Here is an 18,991-nt window from a genome sequence, read left to right on the forward strand (position 1 = left end):
CGAGCACGACGGCGCAACGTCTGACGCGGCCCGGGCCGGCTCCCGGGCCGCCTGCGCTGCTCACTTCCATTACGCCCTGACGGACGACGGCTCGGCCGCGCGGCGCACCGCGTCGCGGAGCCACTGCTGCGCCGGATCGCGGTGGTGGCGCTCGTGCCAGTACATGCGCACCTCGAAGCCGGGGAGCTTCACCGGCGGATCGACCACGCGCAAGGGGAGGATCTCCGCGAACGCCTCGGCCACGCGCGCGCCGACGGTGACGACGAGGTCGGAGCCGGCGACCACGTGCGGCGCGAGGAGGAAGTGCGGCACCGCCAGCGCCACGCGACGGCGCTGCCCGAGCTGCGCCAGCGTCTCGTCGACGACGCCGCCGGGCGTGCCGCGCGGGGCGATGAAGACGTGGCGCATCGACGTCCAGGAGACGAGGTCGATGCCCTTCTTCACCAGCGGGTGCCCCCTCCGCACGAGGCAGACGAAGCGCTCGCGGTAGAGCGGGCGGGAGCGGATGCCGACGGGGAGCTCGTCTCTGCGCGTCGGGGCCACCACCACGTCGGCGTCGCCGCGGGCGAGCTGCTCCTCGAAGGAGGCGTCGACCGTGCGGAGCCAGAGATCGACGCCCGGCGCCTCGCGCCCGAGGCGCTCGAGGAGCTTCGGCGCGAGGACGAAGGAGCCGTAGTCCGAGGTGGCGACGTTGAAGCTGCGGACGGCGCTCGCGGCGACGAACGGCTCCTCGGCGCGGAAGCAGCGATCGAGAGCGCGCATCGCCTCGCGCACCGGCTCCGCCAGCTCCTGGGCGCGCGCCGTCGGGGCGAGGCCGCGCGAGGTGCGGACGAAGAGCGGATCGCCGAAGAGGCGCCGGAGCCGGCCGAGCGCGTGGCTCGTCGCCGACTGGGTGAGGCCGAGCCGCTCGCCGGCGCGCGTGAGGTGCCGCTCGTCGAGGAGCGCGCTGAGCACCCGCACGAGGTTGAGATCGACCGTGGCCACGTCATGAACGGCAGGCATGATGAGTATGTCTAGCATGCAGTGGAACGATGGGCCGAGCGGGCGCATCTTCCCCGCGTCGACGGCGCGTTCGCCGTGAAGAACAAGGAGCACGCACATGGACAATGTCATCGCGGGGGTTCGGGCAACACGGGCTCGGTCGTCGCCGACGTGGCGCGGCCGCGATCATCGCTTGGAGTGTTCAACATGAAGGCCGCGGTCGTACATGCGCTTGGTGTCCCGCCGTCCTATGGCGATTTCCGTGAGCCGGAGGCCGGCGACGGTGAGACCGTGGTGACGGTACATGCCGCTCCGCTCAGCCCCATCGTCAAGGGCCTGGTCTCGGGCAGGCACTATGCGAGCGGAAAGAGCGGCGGCTTCGTCCCGGGGGTCGATGGCGTCGGCACAGACTCTCTGGGGAGGCGTGTCTACTTCCTGTTCCCAAAGGCGCCCTTCGGCGCGATGGCCGAGAAGGCGCTCGCCCTGAACGGCATGATCGTGCCGGTGCCCGACCTGCTCTCCGACGAGCAGGCCGCAGCGATCGCGACCGCGGGGCTCGCCTCCTGGATTGCGCTGTCACGCCGGGCGCTCCTCCAGAAGGGCGACACGGTGCTCGTGAACGGCGCGACGGGCGCGGCAGGGGGCATGGCAATTCAAACCGCCCGTTACTTCGGAGCGGGCAAGGTGATCGCTGTCGGTCGTGACGAGGCGAAGCTCGACCGACTCGATGCCGATGTGAAAATTGCTTTTGACGGGGACGCGGATCGAGCGTTGCGGGATCAATTCGATCGAGGCGTCGACGTCGTGCTCGACTTCGTGTGGGGCGAGCCGGCTGTCCGCGTCCTCCGGGCGGCGACGAAGGACCGTGGGTCCAGGGCTGGCGAGCCACGCCTGCGCTTCGTTCAGCTGGGGACCATGGCTGGTGACGAGATCCCGATCCGAGGTGACATGCTGCGCAGCACGGGGCTCGAGCTCATCGGTAGCGGTATCGGAAGCGTCCCCGTGAAGGAGCTCCTGGCCGGGGCCGGCGAGCTGCTGGCAGCGGCCCCGGCGGCCGGCTTTCGTGCACCGTTCAAGAGCCTGCCGCTCAGCGCCGTGACCGATGCCTGGAACGAGGCGCCGGATGTGCGGTGCCTTCTCCTGCCGAACGCAAAGGCCTGCGCATCGACGGGGTAACCGCCCGACGAGCGTCCTCTTGCGCCCTCGCGTGATCGTCGGCGCGGCGCCGGCTCCCTGTGCGCATCGCGAAGGAGGCAGCGATGGCGACGAGGGGGGCGTGGGCCGCGCGGGTGGAGCGATGGGAGCGGAGCGGATCCTCGGAGGGCGATCCTCCGGATCCTCGGAGGGCGATCCTCCGGATCGCCGGAGGGTGATCTCCGGGATCACCTCCGGCGCGGTCCGTCGCCGATTCCACGTCGATCCGGGGGCCGGGCAACCCGTCGAGATCTCCTGCCGGGCAGCCCGGATCCCCCCTCCCACCCCGCACCGCGGCTCCCGTGGCACGTCTCCTGCTCCAGCGCTCCCTCGCAGCGGCCGCTCGGCCCTCCGTGCCGAAGGCCCGCGGCGATACCACGCCACGCGGCGATCGCCCGGAATCGACGCCGTTCCGGCGCGTCACCCGCACTTCGAGGGGAGCTTACTATGATCCGAAAAGTCACCTGTGGTTCTCTCATTCTTCTGCTGGGCGCATGCATGGCCGTCGACGCGGAGCTCCCCGGCGAGCAGGTGCAGGACGACCCCGAGGCCGCGGTCGTGTCGAGCGTGTCCGACGGTATCTACGTCATCCGGTCGGTCGCGACCAACAAGTGCCTCGACATCCCGCGCAGCAGCAAGGCGAACGGCGCGAAGGTGCAGCAGTGGACCTGCAACGGGACGGACGCCCAGAAGTTCCGGCTCACCTCCATCGATGGCACCAGGTACAGCCTCGTCAACATCAACAGCAACAAGGCCATCGACGTCAAGGACGCGAGCCGAGCGCAGAACGCGGACATCATCCAGTATGATTACCGCGGGGGGCACAACCAGCAGTTCCAGATCACGAACCGGGGCGGCGCCCACTTCAGCCTCCACCCGCGCCACAACCCCGCGATGGCGCTGGACCTCTACTGGGGCAGGCCGGACGACGGGACCCCGATCGTCCAGTACACCTACGAGGGCCGCGACAACCAGAAGTGGACGCTCGACAGGGTGAGCGACGGCGGCGGCTCCACGGGCGGTCCGGTCGGCGACAGCGGCCCGCTGCCGACGCGCCTCAGGATCAGGAGCCAGTGCGCGGAGCCGATCTGGATCGCGCACTCGGGGAACGTCGCGGACCCGCAGAACATCCGGCTCACCCGGGGGCAGCACCACGACTATGACATCCCGGACGCCGGCGTGAGCGCGACGCGCTTCTGGCCGAAGGTCGGCTGTGACGCCGCCGGGCGCAACTGCACGATCGGCGACAGCGTCGCGCCGTGCCCCGCCGGCGGGTGCCAGCCGCCCGTCGATTCCAAGTTCGAGGCCACGTTCGCCCCGAAGGGCGGGGCGGCGGACACCTGGTACAACGCGAGCCAGGTCGACGGCTACACGCTGCCGTTCAAGATCGTCCCGAGGGGGAAGGGGGCCGAGACCGGGAACTGCGTCACGTCCGACGCCTCCCACCTGTCGCTCGACCGGTGCCCGAGCGACGAGGACCTGAGCGGCGGCGGCCGGTTCCCGGCGCTCGCTCACGCCGATCTCCGCATCAGGGACGCCTCCGGGCGCACGATCGGGTGCCTGTCGCCGTGCAAGAAGTGGAACTACCCGGCCCCGTGGGGGTACGGGCGCTCGGAGAGCGAGGACCCGGGCGTGCACCTGTGCTGTCCGACGCCGATCGACCCGGCGAGCGGCCAGTGCACGGTCGAGCGCGGGTGCATGGACTCGCCGATGTGCAACGACGCGAGCGATCCGCTCAGCGTCGTGCACACCGACTACGTGAAGGTCATGGGGCAGATGGCGCCGACGACCTACAGCTTCGCCTACGACGACGCCGCCGGGCTGCACAACTGCCCGTCCGAGACGACCTTCGAGGTCACGTTCTGCCCGTGAGATCGCCGCGGCGATCCCGCCGATCGCAGGGGGCGATTGGCGGGATCGCCGGTGGGGGCGATCCGCCCGATCGCCCCTCCGGCGCGCGCGCCCACGGCCGGTCCGACCTGGCCCGCGTCGTCATCGCGAGGTGGACCACCGTGTGCAGTCACCGGATCGTCAACGGCGCGGCCACGCTTCGACAGCTAGAGTGACCGCCGCCTGTCCAGCTTTGCTGCCCGGAAGAGGAATTCTTGTCATGATGCTTGATTCTACCCTGAACGCTCCCAGATACTCGTTTCTGCTTGTCGCCCTCGCCGTGAGCGGGGCCGGATGCCTCGGCGCCGGCGCGCCGCACGAGGAGGTCGACGTGGGGCACGACGAAGCGGCCGTGTGCGCGGGCTCTCCGGAGTGGCGAGAGGGCCAGTGGTACGACGCGGGCACGGTCGTGAACTATCAGGGGTCGGCGTACATCGCCGAGCACGGCAACCCCGGCTACATCCCGACGGTCAGCACGTACTTCTGGGAGCCGTACTCGGGCTGCGCCGACAGCCCTCCTCCGGCCGGAGACCCGTGCAGCCCTCCGGAGTGGCGAGAGGGCCAGTGGTACGACGCGGGCACGGTCGTGAACTATCAGGGGTCGGCGTACATCGCCGAGCACGGCAACCCCGGCTACATCCCGACGGTCAGCACGTACTTCTGGGAGCCGTACTCGGGCTGCGCCGACGGCCCTGATCCCGATCCCGCCCCTGGCCCCGGCGGCGGGCTCCCGGAGAAGGTGGTCGCCGGCTATTATCCCAACTGGACGCCATCGCCTGTCCGCATCCGGGACGTCAACAGCAACTACAACGTGATCTACCTCTTCGCCGCGAAGCCCGTGGGCGGGTCGCCCGGCACCACGGGGGCCGTCACCTGGACGCCGCCGGGCGACGGCCGCGGGGCGGCCACGCACCTCAAGGCCGACATCCAGTACGCGCGGGCCCACCAGGGTCGCAAGATCATCCTCTCCGTGGGCGGCGCCGGCGCCGGGATGAGCTTCCCGGACCGCCAGAAATCGCAGACGTTCGTCGACAGCGTAGTCGGGATTTACAACAACTTGGGCGGGTTCGACGGCCTCGACTGGAACACCTTCGAGGCCGACCAGGCCCCCGACACCGCCGAGATGATCTGGATGAGCCTGGAGCTGAAGCGGCGCTTCCCCGGCTTCATCATCACCGCGCCTCCGGCCCCCTGGAACCAGCGCGACAAGGCGTTCTGCGAGGCGATGGTGCAGGCCGGCGCGATGGACTACGCGGCCCCGCAGTATTACGACGGGCCCGACCTCGACCAGCAGTCCTATATCGTGGACAGCGTGGACGAGTGGGTGTCGCTGCTCGGTCCGAGGCACGTCGTCGTGGGGTTCGGGATCTGGGACCAGCCGAACTACATGTCGATCGACGAGGCGATCCCCACGTGGAATCAGCTCGAGAGAAACCACCCGACGCTCCGCGGGGCCTTCGACTGGCAGATCCACACGGACGAGAGCCTCGGGTGGCCTTTCGCCAACCGCGTCGGGCCGCTCGTCAGGCAGTGAGGCCGATTCCGCATCGCTCTCGCGCCGCGCGGGCGCGCGGCGCGAGAGCGACTGGCGGCCCGCCACGCGGGCGCGCGGGCGCCTGGCCCGCGGCGGCCCGCGCTGCTCGATCACGGGGCAGCGCGACGAGGGGCCGCCGCAGGCGGGACCTCCTCACGGCGTCCAGCCAGACGGAGTTTCTTCGCCTCCAACGTATACGGCTGGACGATTCGCCCTCAGAGGGCTGGCTGGTAGCACACATCACGGTTCTGGTCGGTGCCGACCCGGGGCGCCGCTCGGGACCGCCTGTGACGAACCCCCCTTCCGAGGGAGGGGCGGAGAGGCTATCCTGAAGCGGCGAGGAGAGGCGAGCGACCCATGGCCGAGTCCGATGCTCCCAAGAGTCACCAGTGCGTCGGCTGCGGGGTGTGGTCGCCCCAGACCTCCACGAATTACACGCTCATCAGCGCGCAATATGGATGGCGCCTCACCCGCGAGCTCGACGCGCGCGGAAACAAGTTGATGGTATGGCGCTGCCCGACGTGCTGGGCGAAGCGGAAGCAGACCTCCTCCATGCCCCCCGCGGGCCCTGGGACGGGCGGGCCCCCCGCTAGCCAGCCGGCGGGCGCTGGTACGGGCATGCCCCCCGCCAGCCAGCCCCCGGGCTCTGGCACGGGCACCACCCGGTGAGGGGCGACGCCGCCTGGCCCCCGCGCGCTGGACCAGGATGGGCCGTGACAACGGCCATCCATCCTACGGCAAGGTGTCCTTGAAGGTGACTTCCGCTTTGCGGAGCTCAGCGACCTTGAGCTCGACCTCCGCCCGGGTCAGTATCCTGTCTTTGGCGTGGTACACCCAATCCATGACCTGGTAATACGTGCGAGGCGTGTTGTCGCTGGTGTCGAGCTCGCCGTCGAGGAACCATAGGCTGAACCCGAGCCTCATGGCGGCCTCCGGATAGACGCTCAGATCCGGCAGGTCCCGGTGCGTCGCCACGCGCACGCCGTCGATGGAGTACGTGATCTCGCGGGTGGCGCTGTTCGCGGTCACGACGATGGTGTGCCAGCCTTGCGCCATGACCGCGCTGGTCGACGTGATGGCGCTCGGGTCGGAGATGCCCCGGGTGGTGAGGCGCATCGTCTGGACGGGCTGCTCCATCCCGCCGTTGGGGAGATACATGGCGTTCATCCCCCCATACCCGCGCTCGGGATCGTCCGACGCCGCGGAGGGGCCGAAGGTGAAGAACGCCTGGACCGCGCTGTCCGTATCAGGCCCCGTCTCCGGCGCTTCGAGGAAGTAGATGCGCGCCGCATAGGTGCCGTGCAAGAACCTGTAGTCGGTGGTGTGGACCTCGGTGTGCCGCGTGGAGCTGCCCAGGTAGCCCTCGGTGGAGGCGACGACCGTGATCACCCGGTTATCGGGGTTGCCGTGCTCGGGGGTGAACTCGACGATGTAAGGGTCCCAGGTCGCGCCGGAGACGCCGGGCTTGCCGGGCGTCGTGCGGACGGCCCAGCCGTTCTTGATCAGGTTGACGTCGTTGAGGTCGCTGTAGTTCAGGTCGTCCCAGAACTCTTCGACGAAATTCGGATCGCTGCACGCACCGTCCGTGCAGGTCAGGCCTTCGGGACATGGGTTGTCGCACGACCCGCAGTGCGCCTGGTCGGAGGAGACGGCCACCTCGCACCCGTCGGCCGCGCTGTCGTTGCAGTCGTCGAAGCCCGGGTCGCACGCGCCGACGCTGCAGCCGCCAGCGACGCAGGCCGGCGTCCCGTGGGCGATCTCGCACGGGGCGCACGACGCCGCGCTGCACCCGCTCGCGGGGTCGCTGGTCGGCACGCAGCGGCCATCACAGCGCTTCTCCCCGCCCTCGCACGTCCCGCCCGGCACCTCGTCCGGCGCCCCGCCCTGGAGGGGCTCCATGTCCATCGCCAGCGAGCATGCGCCGACCGCCGCGACGAGCGCGGCGACCGCGCTGCACGGCACGACGACCCTGGACCACCGACCTGCGCGGCGCGTCACAAGGCACCTCCCCAGCCGACGATGACGCCCGACGCCTGCGGGGCCACCGAGAACGATATCGAGCGCGGCGTGGAGGGCGCCGGGGCCCTCACCGTCGGACGGAGCGCGAACAGGAGGGTCGCCGAGGCGGCCGCCGCGATGCCGGTCCCGAGCGCGATGTCCGCGATCAAGAACTTGAGCTGTACCGGCCGCACCTCCTCGTCGGTGCAGGACGGCGCGCAGCGCGAGAGCAGGGACGAGCGCTCGGAGGCGCCCGTCAGCGCGAACCCCGCGAAGACCCCGGCGCCCACGAGCGCCACCCCGCCCAGCGCGTACACGGAGGCGGGCACGGGGCGCCGCTCCTCGATGGCCGGCGGAGGCGGCCGCGGGGCGGGCGGCGGCGGTGACGGGCGCGCGTCCGCCGCGTCGCCGAAGTGCACGGACAGGACCCGCGCCTTCTCGCCCTCGAGGATGATGACCCTCCGCTCGATGGGCTGATAGGGAGGTAGCTCGAAGCGAAACACGTGCTCGCCTGGATCGACGTCGATCGCCTTGCCGTCGAGCCGCGAGGCGAGGAGCTCGCCGTCCATCAGGACGCGGACGCCGGCCTGGTCGCCCGCGTCCGTGCGGGCCGAGAGCACGACCGAGGGAGCGACCCTGTTGGCGGCGAGCAGCCACTCGCTACAGTCCGCGCGGATCGCCGACGGGCAGCCCTCGTGCGAGCACCCGCGCAGCGCCTCGCGGGCGGCCCGGAGCTTCTTTTGCTGCAGCTGCACCTGCGCGGTCTCGTGCTTCTCGACGCAGAGCGCCCGCTCCTCGGGCGCCGGCTGCTGCGCCCAGGTGGGCGCGGCGCCGAGGAGCGTCGCACACCCGGCCGCGAGCGCAGCCCACCGCGCGAGCGGGCAACGCGAGCCGTCACGGCCGCCTCGGCGCTCACAGACACTCAGGCTTGTATTTCTTGATACCGCGATCATCGAAGTAATAGGGCGGTTTGCAGTTCGCGCTCGGGGGCGCTGAGGGCGCCGCGCTCGGGCTGATCGCCGGCTCCGGCTTCTCGTCTGGACCGGGTGGCGGGTGGTTGCTCCTCGGGACCGCCGGCTCCGGAGGGGCCGCGGCGGCCTTCACGCCCGCCGCCCCCGTCGGGGCGGTCGCCGGCGCGGCGCCTGTCGAGGTGGTCGCGGGTACGGCGCCTGCCGGGGCGGTCGCCGGTACGGCGCCTGCCGGGGCGGTCGCCGGCACGGCGCCTGTCGGGGCGGTCGCCGGCACGGCGCCTGTCGAGGCGGTCATCGAGACGGCCTCTGTCGGGGCGGTCTCCACGGGCGGCACCGGAGCGGTCGCCTCCGGCGCGGCGGGCGCGGGCGCGGCTGCCGCAGGAGCGTCGGGGGACGCCACCATGAACGTGGGCGCTCGCCACTTGACCATCAGCCACACGAGGAGCCCCACCAGGACCGTGCCCGCGGCGCCGAGCGCGGCGGAGGCCACGCGGCTCCTCGGAGCGACCACCGTCACGGTGGTCGATCTCGTGTTCGGGCTGTGGAGCGCCTGGAGCGCGCTCGAGGAGCTCTCCAGCTCCTGAACCTCGGCCGCAGAGAGCGAGGCGACGGTGCGGAGCCGCTCTTCGACCTTGCTCCTCGTCTCGATGCGCTGCTCCTCGAACAGGTCCGTCATCAGGCCCGCGATCTCGCGGCTCGTCACCACCCTGTCGAGCCTGCGGATCTCGGCCTCGACGTCCGCTTCGAGATCCATGGCGGTCGCGTAGCGCAGCCCTCTGTCCGGCGCGAGCGCCTTCATGCAGATCCGTTCCAGCTCCGGGGACACCCCGGGATTCGCCTCGCGCGGCGAGGGGATGTCCCCGTTCACGACCCTGTACATGATCGCCGGATCGTTCTCGTCACGCCACATCCGAACGCCGGTCGCCGCCTCCCAGAGCATGACGCCGACCGAGTAGATGTCGGCCCGCCGATCGATCGGCTCGCCCGTAAGCTGCTCGGGTGACATGTACCGGAGCTTGCCCTTGATGACGCCGGTGCTCGTCCGGATATCGGAGCGGTCGAGCTTGGCGATGCCGAAGTCGACGAGCTTCACGTGCCCGTCATGGGTGACGATCACGTTGTGCGGCGACATGTCGCGGTGCACGACGTTGAGCCTCGTCCCGTCGAAATCCTTGAGCTCGTGGGCGCAGTGCAGGCCCCTCAGGGCATCTGCGATGATGCGGAGATGCATCGCCAGCACGAGCCGCTTCCCGGCGCGGGCGGCGACCTTCGAGAGCGGCTGCCCCTCGAGGTACTCCATCACGATGATCGGGCTGCCGTTGTGCTCCGCGATCTCGTAGGTCTGGACGACGTTCGCGTGGTTGAGGCGCGCCGCGAGGCGCGCCTCGTTCAGGAACATCCGCCGGAACTCCGGATCCTCGGCGATGTGGCGCTTCATCGTCTTGAGGACCACGAGCTTGTTGAAGCCGCTCGGGCCCTGGGCGACCGCCAGCAGGATGTTCGCCGTCCCCCCCTCGCCGAGCGGGAGGAGAAAGCGATACTTGCCGTTGTCCGTCGAGCTCGTCTTCGATCGGTCGGCAGCCGGCACCATGGGGCAGGCTCCAGTCTCGCATAACGCCCAGCGGATGGGAAGCCCAGCGGCCCCCCGTTTGCCTGCGAGGGCGCGTCGAAAACGGGCCCGCGCGGGGTCGTGGTCGAGCTCGAGGGGCTCACCCTCGGGCCCGCGCGAAAGCCGCCCGTCGCGTGCCCCGTCTGCGCTTCAGGGCCGTCGCCGCGCCGGCCGCTCGCGCTGGCCCTCGGGTCGAGGCCCTCCATGGCATCGATGGCATCGGCATCGATGGCATCGATGATGTCGTCTGCCGTGATCGCGCCCGGATCGATCAGCTCTGGCTGCACTTTCCCCGGCTCGTGATCGTGGTGGGAATCCCACACGAACCGACACTCGATGCTCGCGCTGGCAGGCACTGAAAGACTGTTCAATGCGTCAGTCGTCGTGGTTTGGCGCTCGACCTACTCCCGTTCATGGCCCCGTTCTCGATGAACGACGTCTCGACTGGAGAGCGCGCCGGGGTTCCTTCTCATCAGGCGCGCGCTCGAGGCGCGCGCTCGACGGTCGAGCTGGCCTGAGCCCGCGCCCGTCCGGCTGGGCCGGAGGCGCGCGGGCAACCGGGGCATCTGACGTTGGCTGGCTGCTGGCCATCGACGCGCAGAGCTCGACCATCGAGACCACGCCGTCGTGCACCTTGGCATGCGCCACGGTGGCGCAATGAATGTGCGGCCGACGGTATGGGCCGGCGGCAACCATGGTTCCGCCGTGCGGAGCTCATGGAGAAGGGGGAACGTCATGAAAGTGCAGCTATGCGCAGCAGCTCTCTGCGCGCTGTTCGTCTCGGTGGGCGCCGCGGATGCAAATGACGAAGAGTCCATGGACGAGCTGGAAAGACAGGCGTATGACGTCGGTTGGGACGCCGCCAACAGCTATTGCAAGAGTCTTGTTCCTGGGTTTTCCGGCGCGCTGCGGCGAGAGATGGAGACAATCACAGAGAGGTTCAAGCGCGCGTGCAAGAAGGGCTACGATGATTATATTGACAGTAACCGGTCGTGCCAGCAGAGGCTCAGAGAGACTGGCAGGTACAGGGAAATGTGGGAGGCGCGAAACAACACGTGTAGCTGAGTCGCCTGCGGCGATCCTGGTGGCATCCGGGGCATGGCTGTCGCCACCCTCTCCGCCAACTCGCCGAAAGGCATCTTGATTCACGCCGCGCCACCACCAGGCGATCGCCGCCCGTGAGCTCAGAAACCGAAGGTGGGATCCCGCTCGGAAGCGCCCTTGCTGGAGGGCGCCGCCGGAGGTGGCCGCCGCGCCGGCTGCGCAGCGGGTCTCGCCGGCCTGGTGCCGGGCTTCGCAGCGCCCTGGGCTGGAGAGGGGGCCGCCGGGGCTGCGGCAGCATCGCCCGGGTCCGCCGAGGAGGCCGCTGGGGCCGGCGCGCTCGCGGGCGGCGGGGCTTCTTGCGCCGCGGGCGGCGACGGCGCGGTGGGCTCCGCGGCATCGGGCAGAGGTGTGGCGGTCTCCACGGCGCCGGGCGTGGCGGGCTCCGCGGCGCCGGACGACGGCGTGGCGCGCTCCGCGGCGCTGAGCGAGGACGTGGCGAGCTCCGCGGCGCCGGACGACGGTGTGGCGGGAGCCACGTCCGATGCCGGGGAGCGAAGCAGGAAGACGCCGGCGATGCCTGCCCCGAGCGTCAGGATCCCGGCCGCCACGGCGAGCAGCGCCCGCGGCGTGGAGCGACGATCGGGCGGTGGTGAGGGCAGAGCGTCTCCGACGGCCTCCAGCGTGCCGCCGGGGGCGAGCCCTCCAGCCGGGAACAGCGCGCCGTCCGCAACCACGGTGCCGCCCGCGGCGAGCGGACCACCCATCGCTGGCGAGCTACCCCGCGCCGGCAGGCCGCCCGCAGCCGGCGCGCCGGCGACCGGCGAGCCGCCGATCGCCGGCGAGCTATCCCGCGCCGGCAGGCCGCCCGGGACCAGCGAGGCGCCGGCGACCGGTGCGCCACCTGGGACCAGCGAGGCGCCCGCGACCGGTGCGCCCCCCGGGACCAGCGAGGCGCCCGCGACCGGCGGGCCGTCCACGATGACCGTGCCGCCCGCGACCGGCGTGCCAACCGGGATGGGCGTGCCACCCGGAGCGTGCGCGACACCCAGCCCCGGTGAGCTGCCCGATGCCACCGAGCCGCCCGGCGCCAGCGAGCCACCCGGCGCCAGCGAGCCACCCGGCGCCAGCGAGCCGCTCGACCCTCGGAGCGCCGTGCGCTCCACCGCCGCGGCGAACGCCTCGGCGAGCTCGTCCGCGCTCTGGAAGCGCTCTCCGGGCTCGCGGCGGAGCGCGCGCTCCAGGAACCGATCCAGCTCGGGCCAGAGCTCCGGCGCGAGGTGCGAGGCGACCGGGATGTCCCCCGTGCAGATCTCCACGAGCACGTCGCCGAGCTCCTCGCCGGGGAAGGGGAGCTGGCCCGTCAGGCACTGGAAGATGATCACGCCGACCGACCAGAGATCGCTCCGCCAGTCGATCGTCTTGCTCCGGCGCACCTGCTCGGGGCTCATGTAGTGCGGCGAGCCGATGAGCGTGCCCGTCTTCGTCGCGTCGGCCGCGAGCCCCGTCCCCGTCGCCTTGGCGACCCCGAAGTCGAGGATCTTCACGATCTCCTCGCCCTGACGCGCGAGGAAGACGTTCGCCGGCTTGAGGTCGCGGTGGATGAGCCCCACCTCGTGCGCGCGGCGGAGCGCCTTGCACACCTGGCTCACGATGCCCAGCATCTCCGCCGGCGTGAGGCGCCCCTTTCGCCTCAGGCGGGCCGCGAGATCCTCGCCCTCGAGGAGCTCCATGGCGAGGTACGGCGTGTCGCCCTCGAGCCCGTAGTCGTACACGTGGACCACGTTGGGCGTCCGGAGCTGCGCGGACGCCTTCGCCTCGCGCTCGAACCGCGCGCGCGCGACCGGGGAGTCGGCGTGCTGCGGCATCATGAACTTGAGCGCCACCTCGACGTCGAGCTGGAGGTGCCGCGCCACCCACAAGAGACCCATGGCGCCGCCCGAAAGGGGCCGCTCCAGCCGATATCTGCCAGCGACGACGCTCCCCGTCTCGAGCGAAAGCATGCCGATAAGCCCCTCGCGTCCCAGCGCCTCTGCGTTCGGGCCCTTCGGGTCTAGCAGAGGCGCGGCCCTGTGTCGCGGCCCTTGCCGCGAGGGCTCGCGCTCCCCCGCGGGACTCCGCGCGGCGCGCGCACGGAAGAGCCGGTCCGCCGGAGCCGCGGCGCCGAGGCGGCGGCCGCAGCGCCGGGGCGCCGGGGCGGCGGCCGCGGCGCCCGCCCCCTCGCGATCGCCCGCCGCCGCGCCGGACGTCTTCTCGGGATCCGGTACTAAGCTTGCCCGCGGCATGGTCGACGCCTCCCCGATCACCGCGGTCCTGGGGCCGACGAACACCGGCAAGACCCACCGCGCCATCGAGCGCATGCTCGCGCACGACTCCGGCATGATCGGCCTGCCGCTGCGGTTGCTCGCGCGCGAGGTCTACGATCGCGTGACCACCCGGGTCGGCGAGGCCCGCGTCGCGCTCGTGACCGGCGAGGAGAAGCGCGTCCCCAGGCGCCCCTCCTACTGGGTGTGCACCGTCGAGGCGATGCCGGTCGACCTGGAGGTCGACTTCCTCGCCATCGACGAGATCCAGCTCGCCGCGCACGACCAGCGCGGCCACGTGTTCACCGAGCGGCTGCTCCTCTCGCGCGGGCGGCGCGAGACGTGGTTCCTCGGCGCCGAGACGATGCGCCCGCTCGTGGCCGAGCTCGTGCCCACCGCGAAGATCGTCCAGCACCCACGGCTCTCGCGGCTCTCGAGCGCCGGCGCAGGCAAGCTCTCGCGCCTGCCGCCGCGCAGCGCCGTGGTCGCGTTCTCGACCCCGCAGGTCTACGAGATCGCCGAGCGGCTGCGCGCGCAGCGCGGCGGCGCGGCCGTCGTGCTCGGCGCGCTCTCGCCGCGCACGCGCAACGCGCAGGTCGCGCTCTTCCAGTCGGGGGAGGTCGACTACCTCGTCGCGACCGACGCGATCGGCATGGGGCTCAACCTCGACGTGCGCCACGTCGCGTTCGCGGCGCTGCGCAAGTTCGACGGGCGCGGCGTGCGCGACCTCGACCCCGCCGAGCTCGCGCAGATCGCCGGCCGCGCGGGCCGGCACCTCGCGGACGGGACCTTCGGCACCGTGGCGCCGCTGTCGCTCCCCGACGGCGTCGCGGCCGCGATCGAGGCGCACCGCTTCCCCCCCGTGCGGCGGCTGCTCTGGCGGAGCAGCGAGCTCGATCGGAGGTCGATCGACGCGCTGCTCGCCTCGCTCCGGGCGCGCCCGCGCGCCCGCTCGCTCCGGCTCGTCGACGACGCCGAGGACACGGCCGCGCTCGCGCGGCTCGCGGAGGACCCGGAGATCCGCGCCCGCGCGCGGGGCGACGAGGCGGTGGGCCTGCTCTGGGAGGTCTGCCGCATCCCCGACTTCCGCAAGCTCCTGTTCGAGTCGCACGTCGCGCTGCTCGCCGAGATCTTCGGCCAGCTCTCCGGGCCGCGCGCGGCGCTCGACGCCGACTGGATGGCCGCGCGGGTGGCCGAGATCGACGACGTGGGCGGCGACATCGACACGCTGATCACGCGGATCGCGTCGATCCGCACGTGGACCTACATCTCGAACCACGCGCGCTGGGTGCAGGACGCGGCGGGGTGGCAGGAACGCACGCGCGCGATCGAGGACCGCCTGAGCGACGCGCTCCACGAGCGGCTGGTGCAGCGCTTCGTCGAGCGGGGCGGCGGCGCGTCGCGCCGCTCGCGGGCGGCGTCGGACGCGCGGGCGGCGTCGGGCGCGCGCCCCGCGCCGCGCCGGCCGGGGCCGGCCGAGGCCGAGGCGCAGGTGGCGGCGGGGCACCCGTTTGCGCGCATCGCGGCGCTCCGGGCGCGGCTCGCGCCGGGGCCGGCCGCGGCGCCGGCGCCCGGGGACGACGAGGCCCGCTGGGTCGAGTCGATCGTCGCGGCGCCGCACGAGCGCTTCTCCCTCGACGTGAGCGGCCGCATCGCCGTGGAAGAGCGGCTGCTCGGCCAGCTCGCGCGCGGCCCGACCCTGCTCCTGCCCGACGTCAAGCTCGCGCCGCTCGAGGAGCTCGGCCCGGGGGCGCGGTCGCGGGTCCTCCGCCGGCTCGTGGCGTTCGCGCGCGACCTCGTGGAGGAGCTGCTCGATCCGCTGCGGTCGCCCGAGCTCAAGGCGCTCTCGGCGGCGGCGCGCGGCGTCGTCTACCAGCTCGAGCAGGGGCTCGGGACCGCGGCGGCGCGCGACGCCGGCGAGCAGCTCGCGGAGCTCACCGAGGAGGACCGCGCGCTCCTCGCCGCGCGCGGCGTCGAGGTGGGCGAGCGCGTGCTCTACGTGCAGCACCTGCTCCGGCGCCGCGCGATCGAGCGCCGGCTCGCGCTGTGCGCCGCGTGGTTCGAGCGGGGCCGCGTGCCCGCCTGCCCGGCGCCCGGCGCGGTGTCGGTGGCGGCCGCGCGGGGCGTGGATCCCAGGGCGTACGCGGCGATCGGGTACCCGGTGTTCGGGACGCGGGCGATCCGGGCCGACGTGGCGGAGCGGGTGCACCGGGCGCTCGCGCGCGGCGAGCCCGCGGCGCGGCTCTCGAGCTGGATGGGGTGCCCGGCGCGGGAGGCGCCGCGCGTCGCGGCGTCGCTGCTCGGGTAGCCGGGAGGGGCTCTGTGACGCGGCGAGCGGCGGGCGCCCAGCGAAGAGGTCTTTCGATCGGCAGCGGGGAAGCTGAGCTACGGATAAGCCAGTTCCAGGGCCGTCACGATCTTGCTGGTCATATCCTGAATGGCCTGCGCGCATCGAAGGAATCTGTCTATTTCGCTCCTGGTGAACACTCCTTTCTCAGCAGGAGCCTTCCAGGTGTCGAGCCCAGGCGTGTCCTGAAACGGATACTCGGTGTTTCGTCGAGGTAGCTGTCCATGGGCCGGATACTGAGGGACGATGCTGTCCAAGAGTTTGATCGTCTTCAGTCGAGCGTCCGACAGGATGGTGAGGACCTTCTTTCGGTTCTCTCTGAGCTCCTTCGGCCAATTGGGCGCAGCAGTCCTGATGGCAGATGCTACATTGGAGACCGGGTGGGCCGAGCCGACGGCGCTGCCGTACAGCCCTGCATGGTAGAGCGCGCATTGTAGCGCCTTGATCGATTTTTCAACAGTCTGCTGCGCCTTGGCAGCGACCTGGCAGTATGCCTCGGGTTGCGTCCTGTCCCCGGCCAGCTTGAGCGCCGCCTTCATGTCCGATTTGGCCTGTATAAGCCACGCGGTGCTCTGTCTCACCTCAGTAGCCCTAAGAGCTCTTTCCCGACCCTGTCGTGGAACAAGACGTCCGCCTGCTTTGCCCGGATGGCACGCCGCAGTTGCGTCAAGGATCCCCAGCCCGCGCGGACTGCCTCGCGGAGCTCCTCGGGGCTGGTCAAGAACAAGCGCAGATTGCGCTCGTCCGGCATGGGGAAGTTGGGGTTTGAGGAGAACTCGACCTCGAATATCGATCGCTTCGGGTCGATCCTGCCATCACCGAATCCCCCCAGTACTTCGAAGAGGCAGACGTCTTTCCTGTGCCTGGGATGAGTGAAGTGGATGGCCAAGTGAAGCGGCTCGTATTTACGCTTGCGATGCTCGCCAATGAGCCGCAGAAGGTGCTGCCGCACCGGATCGTCATCAGACGAGAGCTTCGCCGCGGAGCCTGCTTTTCCCATGTGTGGAATCCTATCACCCCGCAGGTCCGGCTGCATCGAGATCGCCGCCCTCGGGTACCGGGTACGAGGAGCGCGGGACGACGGCGGAGAGCTGCGATTCCATCCGTGTCCGCTCGCCACGCCCGCGGCTCACGCCCCAGGGTCGGCCTCGCGCCGGGCGGCGCCAGCTTCGGCCTCGTCGGCACCTTCCGACGGAGCGCGACGCGCTGCCTGCTCCTCGCTTCGGCCTGGCCAGGCGACCGCGAGCGTGTAGCATCCGCGCGTGTTCACCTCGAGATCACGTCCCCGACGCCTCGCGCTCGCCGCGCTCCTCGCGCTCGCCGCGTGCGGCGGCGCGGAGCGGCAGGCGCCGCAGTTCGCCGACTCGCCGAGGGGCCCGCTCCCCGGACCGCCCGGCGCCGCGCCGCTCGACGCCCCCGCCGGCGAGCCCGAGGAGCTCCCGGGCGTCGATACCACCGAGCTCGTCCGCCGGGAGCGCCAGACCTTCTGGCGGCTCGTCTCGCAGCTCTACGCCCCGTGCCCCGAGCAGGCGGTGTCGATCGCGCAGTGCGTCCGCGAGGCGCGCCCCTGCGCGGCGTGCGTGCCCGCCGCGCAGCTCGTCGCCGACAAGATCCGCGGCGGCGCGAGCGCGGCGGAGGCGCAGGCCGCGTACGGCGTGCGGTTCGGCCCGAACGTGAAGACGATCGACGTCGCCGACTCGCCCGCCCGCGGACCCGAGGCCGCGAAGGTCCAGATCGTCGTCTGGTCGGACTTCGAGTGTCCGTCCTGCGGGCGCGCGATCCCGCTGCTCGACGAGGTCGTCGCGCGCCACGCGGCGGACGTCCGGCTCGTCCACAAGGTGTACCCGCTGCGGTCGCACCCGCACGCCGAGGCCGCGGCGCGCGCCGCCGTCGCGGCCCACCGCCAGGGGCGCTACTGGCAGATGGAGCGCCTCCTGTTCGAGAACCAGACGCGGCTCGAGGACGCCGATCTCCTCGGCTACGCGCGGAAGATCGGCCTCGACCTGGCCAGGTTCCGCGCCGACATGGCGAGCGAGGCCGCGGCGAAGGTCATCGCGCGCGACAAGGCCGAGGCCGATCGCGCCGGGCTCTCCGGGACGCCGTTCATCGTCATCAACGGGCGCGAGTTCGACCTCTCGCTGTTCAGCCTGCAGGGCGAGCTCGACCGCTGGATCGAGACCGAGCTCGCGATCGCGGGCGGCCGCGGCCCCGCGGCGCCCCCGGCGGCCGGCGCCCCGGCCGCGCCGTGAGCGCCGGCCGAGGCGGCGCCGGCGCCGGCTGAAGCACCGCTCGCTCCTGGCCCGGCGCGCGGCGGCCGCCGCTCGCGCGGTCCTGCCACAGCCGAGACGAATTGCCCCGATATCATGGCCTTTGCGGCCCGGTTTCCGCCGCTGGCATGTCCGTCGCAGGGTGCCTTGCGTGAAGCGACACGCATGGTGCGAGGAGCACGGCCGGGGAGGTCTGCCGGCAGCGCCGGACGCGAGGTCCGAGGGGCTCGATGCACGCAAACGAAGGAGAGCTCAGCCATGATGACAGCCCGTAGATTCCTGCCTGTCCTCATCACCGCTTCCGCCCTCGTGGGCTGCAACTCCGCGAGGGACGAGAAGGCCCTCGCCGAGCACGCCCAGAACGAGGTCAAGGAGGAAGCTGCGGCGGCTCGGAACCAGCTCGACAGCATGGAAAAGAAGACCGCCGCGAGCTCCGGGGCCCGGGCGAACGAGGTGGTCGAGGAGCTCCGGGAGGCGAAGGCCGAGGCCCGGCAGGCGAGCGCCGAGGCGGACGCGGCGCTCGCCCGGGCGCGCGCGGACACCCGGTCCGCGGTGGAGTCGACGCTGCGCGAGCGGATGAAGACCGTGGCCGAGCTCCAGCGCAAGATCGAGAAGAAGCTGCCGAAGCCCGAGGCGGACAGGCTCGTGAAAGACCTCACGGAGCGCGCCACGGCGGTCCAGGAGAGCCTGGACGAGATCGACCGCGCCGAGGCCATCACCCTGGAGGCGGCCAAGAGGACCGCGGAGCAGCGGCTGCAAGAGCTCGATCAGGCGCTCGATCAGGCGAGGGAGCGGGTCTGAGCCGCGAGCCGCGCCACCCGCCTTCGCGCTCCCGTCGACGACGAGGCTGTCGTGG

Annotated in this window: 14 protein-coding genes; 7 read left to right on the plus strand and 7 right to left on the minus strand. The window is 71.7% G+C overall.

Annotation, left to right across the window (positions count from 1 at the left end; all coding sequences use genetic code 11):
* Nucleotides 1-69: 69 nt before the first annotated feature.
* Complete coding sequence (locus WMF31_RS03065) at nucleotides 70-1,002, minus strand: LysR family transcriptional regulator (protein WP_436600504.1); 933 nt, start codon at nucleotides 1,000-1,002, stop codon at nucleotides 70-72.
* 186 nt (nucleotides 1,003-1,188) lie between these two features.
* On the opposite strand from WMF31_RS03065, the gene WMF31_RS03070 reads away from it, so the two are divergent.
* From WMF31_RS03070 to WMF31_RS03080, 3 genes are all read left to right on the plus strand, one after another.
* Nucleotides 1,189-2,157, plus strand: coding sequence for a zinc-binding dehydrogenase (locus WMF31_RS03070; RefSeq protein ID WP_436606515.1), 969 nt, complete (start codon nucleotides 1,189-1,191; stop codon nucleotides 2,155-2,157).
* Between the two features lie 516 nt (nucleotides 2,158-2,673).
* Nucleotides 2,674-4,047: an RICIN domain-containing protein gene (locus tag WMF31_RS03075; protein WP_436600505.1), complete on the plus strand. Its 1,374-nt coding sequence runs from the start codon at nucleotides 2,674-2,676 to the stop codon at nucleotides 4,045-4,047.
* A 238-nt stretch (nucleotides 4,048-4,285) separates the two neighbouring features.
* Nucleotides 4,286-5,599: a glycosyl hydrolase family 18 protein gene (locus WMF31_RS03080; RefSeq protein WP_436600506.1), complete on the plus strand. Its 1,314-nt coding sequence runs from the start codon at nucleotides 4,286-4,288 to the stop codon at nucleotides 5,597-5,599.
* Nucleotides 5,600-6,331: 732 nt separating this feature from the next.
* Here WMF31_RS03080 and WMF31_RS03085 read toward each other — a convergent pair.
* The 3 genes from WMF31_RS03085 to WMF31_RS03095 are packed head-to-tail and all read right to left on the minus strand — an operon-like array spanning nucleotide 6,332 to nucleotide 10,159.
* A complete protein-coding gene (locus WMF31_RS03085) occupies nucleotides 6,332-7,597 on the minus strand; it encodes a hypothetical protein (protein WP_436600507.1) in 1,266 nt (421 codons plus the stop codon).
* Nucleotides 7,594-8,550 (minus strand): hypothetical protein, encoded by a 957-nt coding sequence (locus WMF31_RS03090; RefSeq protein ID WP_436600508.1) that lies wholly within the window; start codon nucleotides 8,548-8,550, stop codon nucleotides 7,594-7,596. The genes WMF31_RS03085 and WMF31_RS03090 overlap by 4 nt, the downstream gene beginning before the upstream one ends.
* Entirely contained in the window at nucleotides 8,510-10,159 is a 1,650-nt protein-coding gene (locus WMF31_RS03095; RefSeq protein ID WP_436600509.1) for a serine/threonine protein kinase, read from the minus strand. The genes WMF31_RS03090 and WMF31_RS03095 overlap by 41 nt, the downstream gene beginning before the upstream one ends.
* Before the next feature lie 753 nt (nucleotides 10,160-10,912).
* Between WMF31_RS03095 and WMF31_RS03100 the strand changes: the two genes are divergently transcribed.
* Nucleotides 10,913-11,242, plus strand: a complete 330-nt coding sequence (locus WMF31_RS03100; RefSeq protein ID WP_436600510.1) for a hypothetical protein — start codon at nucleotides 10,913-10,915, stop codon at nucleotides 11,240-11,242.
* Between the two features lie 119 nt (nucleotides 11,243-11,361).
* Here WMF31_RS03100 and WMF31_RS03105 read toward each other — a convergent pair whose 3' ends face one another.
* Nucleotides 11,362-13,221, minus strand: a complete 1,860-nt coding sequence (locus WMF31_RS03105) for a protein kinase domain-containing protein (protein WP_436600511.1) — start codon at nucleotides 13,219-13,221, stop codon at nucleotides 11,362-11,364.
* 280 nt (nucleotides 13,222-13,501) lie between these two features.
* On the opposite strand from WMF31_RS03105, the gene WMF31_RS03110 reads away from it, so the two are divergent.
* Complete coding sequence (locus tag WMF31_RS03110; RefSeq protein ID WP_436600512.1) at nucleotides 13,502-15,829, plus strand: helicase-related protein; 2,328 nt, start codon at nucleotides 13,502-13,504, stop codon at nucleotides 15,827-15,829.
* A 77-nt stretch (nucleotides 15,830-15,906) separates the two neighbouring features.
* Here the strand turns inward: WMF31_RS03110 and WMF31_RS03115 are convergent, their stop codons facing one another.
* Together WMF31_RS03115 and WMF31_RS03120 are read right to left on the minus strand one after the other, a co-directional pair.
* A complete protein-coding gene (locus WMF31_RS03115; RefSeq protein ID WP_436600513.1) occupies nucleotides 15,907-16,449 on the minus strand; it encodes a hypothetical protein in 543 nt (180 codons plus the stop codon).
* The gene (locus tag WMF31_RS03120; protein WP_436600514.1) at nucleotides 16,446-16,868 is read right to left on the minus strand and encodes a hypothetical protein; all 423 of its coding nucleotides are present in this window, start codon (nucleotides 16,866-16,868) and stop codon (nucleotides 16,446-16,448) included. Before WMF31_RS03120 ends, WMF31_RS03115 begins: the two co-directional genes overlap by 4 nt.
* 262 nt (nucleotides 16,869-17,130) lie before the next feature.
* Here WMF31_RS03120 and WMF31_RS03125 point away from each other — a divergent pair, with 262 nt between their 5' ends.
* Together WMF31_RS03125 and WMF31_RS03130 are read left to right on the plus strand one after the other, a co-directional pair.
* Complete coding sequence (locus WMF31_RS03125; RefSeq protein WP_436600515.1) at nucleotides 17,131-18,117, plus strand: DsbA family protein; 987 nt, start codon at nucleotides 17,131-17,133, stop codon at nucleotides 18,115-18,117.
* Nucleotides 18,118-18,393: 276 nt separating this feature from the next.
* A complete protein-coding gene (locus tag WMF31_RS03130; RefSeq protein ID WP_436600516.1) occupies nucleotides 18,394-18,936 on the plus strand; it encodes a hypothetical protein in 543 nt (180 codons plus the stop codon).
* The last annotated feature ends 55 nt before the right edge of the window (nucleotides 18,937-18,991 follow it).

Origin of the sequence: Sorangium sp. So ce1036, assembly GCF_051369805.1 — a bacterium.
GTDB lineage: Bacteria > Myxococcota_A > Polyangia > Polyangiales > Polyangiaceae > Sorangium > Sorangium cellulosum_F.